The sequence below is a fragment of the Chryseobacterium contaminans genome, assembly GCF_001684955.1.
GTDB lineage: Bacteria > Bacteroidota > Bacteroidia > Flavobacteriales > Weeksellaceae > Chryseobacterium > Chryseobacterium contaminans.
On record NZ_MAYF01000183.1, the window covers coordinates 1 to 2,223 of the forward strand.

Sequence of the window (2,223 nt, forward strand, 5' to 3'; positions counted from 1 at the left end):
TGTTGCTGAACCTGTTAACGCTTCTGTAGATGCCGAAATTGTATATGCAGGAAATACAGAACCTGAAGATCTTGCCAAACTGAACCTTAAAGAAAAAGTATTGGCTGTAAATGCTTCTGACAAGAACATTGATAAGGAAATGACTCTTTTTGTAAGAAGATATCCCGGTTTTGTAAGAACAAAATATTACAACAAAGCTGCTGAGTTGGGAGCAAAAGCCATTATTTTCATTACGGATGATATTTCAGACAAAAGCTGGGTAGAAGTGCTTCCTCAAATGACCAGAGGAACGTATGGTGTGGAAGGATTAAGAGAAAAGATCACCAATAATATTCCAGTTCTTTGGATCAAAAGAGAAAATGCCAACTGGGTAAAAAACAACCCTAAAGTTGCCCTTAACCTGATGACTGAAACGTATAAATATCCTTCCGTAAACATCATCGGGAAAATTGAAGGTACAGATCCTGTTCTTAAAAAAGAATACGTTTTATTAAGCGGTCACCAGGATCACGACGGAATCAGACATCCTGTAAAAAATGATACCATCTACAACGGTGCTGATGACAATGCAAGTACCTGCGTGGCGATGCTGGCCATGGCAAGAGCTTATAAAAAGCAACCGGGAAAAAGAAGTATTCTGTTTGTATTCCACGGTGCTGAAGAAAGAGGATTACTAGGTTCAAGATGGCATGCTGCTCATCCAGTCGTTCCGAAAGAAAATATTGTAGCCGTACTGAATGGCGATATGATCGGAAGAAACGATAATAATGAAGCCGCTTTATTAGGCGGAAATGCTCCGCATAAAAATTCTGAAGAACTTGTAAAAATGGCTGAAGATGCCAATAATGAAAGTACAAAGTTTAAATATTTAAAAGATTGGGATTCTCCGAATCACGCTGAATATTTCTACTTCCGAAGCGATCATCTTCCTTATGCTAAAGTAGGTATTCCTGCAGTGTTTTTCACCAGTGTACTGCATGACCAATACCATACTCCGCAGGATGAATCTGAAAACATCAACTATAAAAAGCTGTATAAAATGACGGAATGGATGTACCGAACATCATGGAAAGTTGCCAATGAAACCGAACGTCCGAAAGTGATTTCTAATTTTACGCTTGAAAGATAAATAAACAACTCCGGCTCACGAATGTGAGCCGGAGTTTCTTTTGTTATAATGCCACGGATGCGCGAATGATTTTTAATTGAGTACCATCATTTTCCTTCTTAAACATCAACATAATATTTTGTCGTTCCGCAGAAATCGCAGAGTCAACATTGTATAGTCAATGATAACCCCCCAAAAAGCTCGCGCAGATTTCACGGATTTCGCAGATGATTATGCTATATTTCCATACTGCAAACAGAGAAAAATTCGTGCATTAGTGGCTAATAAAATGTGGATGTATTCAAACTAAATCAAAAGATTCATCAAAGACGGATCATTATTGAGATAGTTGACAAAGAAATCCTGCTTTTTCATATTGTCCATTAGTGGTGTGAAATCTTCTTTTTGTTTCAGGGCAATTCCCACGACTGCAATTCCTTTTTCTTTTGAATTTTTCTGAGTGTATTCAAAAAAAGTAATATCATCATTCGGGCCCAGCACATCCATTACAAAAGTTTTCAATGCTCCGGGTCTTTGGGGGAACCTCACCAGAAAATAGTGCTTTAAGTTCGCATACAGCAAAGCTTTTTCTTTGATCTCTTCCATTCTGGTGATATCATTATTGCTTCCACTGATGATACAGACTACATTTTTTCCCTCTATCTGATCTTTATACTTTTCTAAAGCAGCTACGGAAAGAGCACCAGCCGGTTCCACAACAATCGCATCTTTGTTGTATAAAGAAAGAATGGTTTCACAAACAAGTCCCTCCTCTACTGTGACTACATCATGCAATGTATTTTTACACAGTTCAAACGTGAGATTTCCTACCTGCTGTACGGCAGCACCATCTACAAAGCGACTGATCTTTTCAAGATGTACGGGTTTACCATTTTCCAGCGCCTTTTTCATGCTTGCTGCCGCTGAAGGTTCTACTCCAATGATTTTGGTTTGGGGAGACAATTCTTTAAAAACAGAACAAACACCTGCTGCCAATCCTCCGCCGCCAATCGGTACAAAAAGATAATCAATGGGTTCATCCGTCTGTTCAAGAATTTCCAATGCTGTTGTTGCCTGCCCTTCAATAATAGCAGGATCATCAAAAGGATGGATGA

The 2,223-nt window shown here is 38.9% G+C and carries 2 protein-coding genes; one reads left to right on the forward strand and one right to left on the reverse strand.

The features are described 5' to 3' along the window. Positions 1-1,129, forward strand: a 1,129-nt coding sequence (locus tag BBH99_RS11180; protein WP_066695527.1) for a M20/M25/M40 family metallo-hydrolase, incomplete at its 5' end; no start/stop codon positions are given. A gap of 285 nt (positions 1,130-1,414) precedes the next feature. On the opposite strand, the gene BBH99_RS11185 is transcribed toward BBH99_RS11180, so the two are convergent. Continuing rightward, a partial coding sequence (locus BBH99_RS11185) for a pyridoxal-phosphate dependent enzyme (protein ID WP_123873146.1) occupies positions 1,415-2,223 on the reverse strand: 809 nt, incomplete at its 5' end.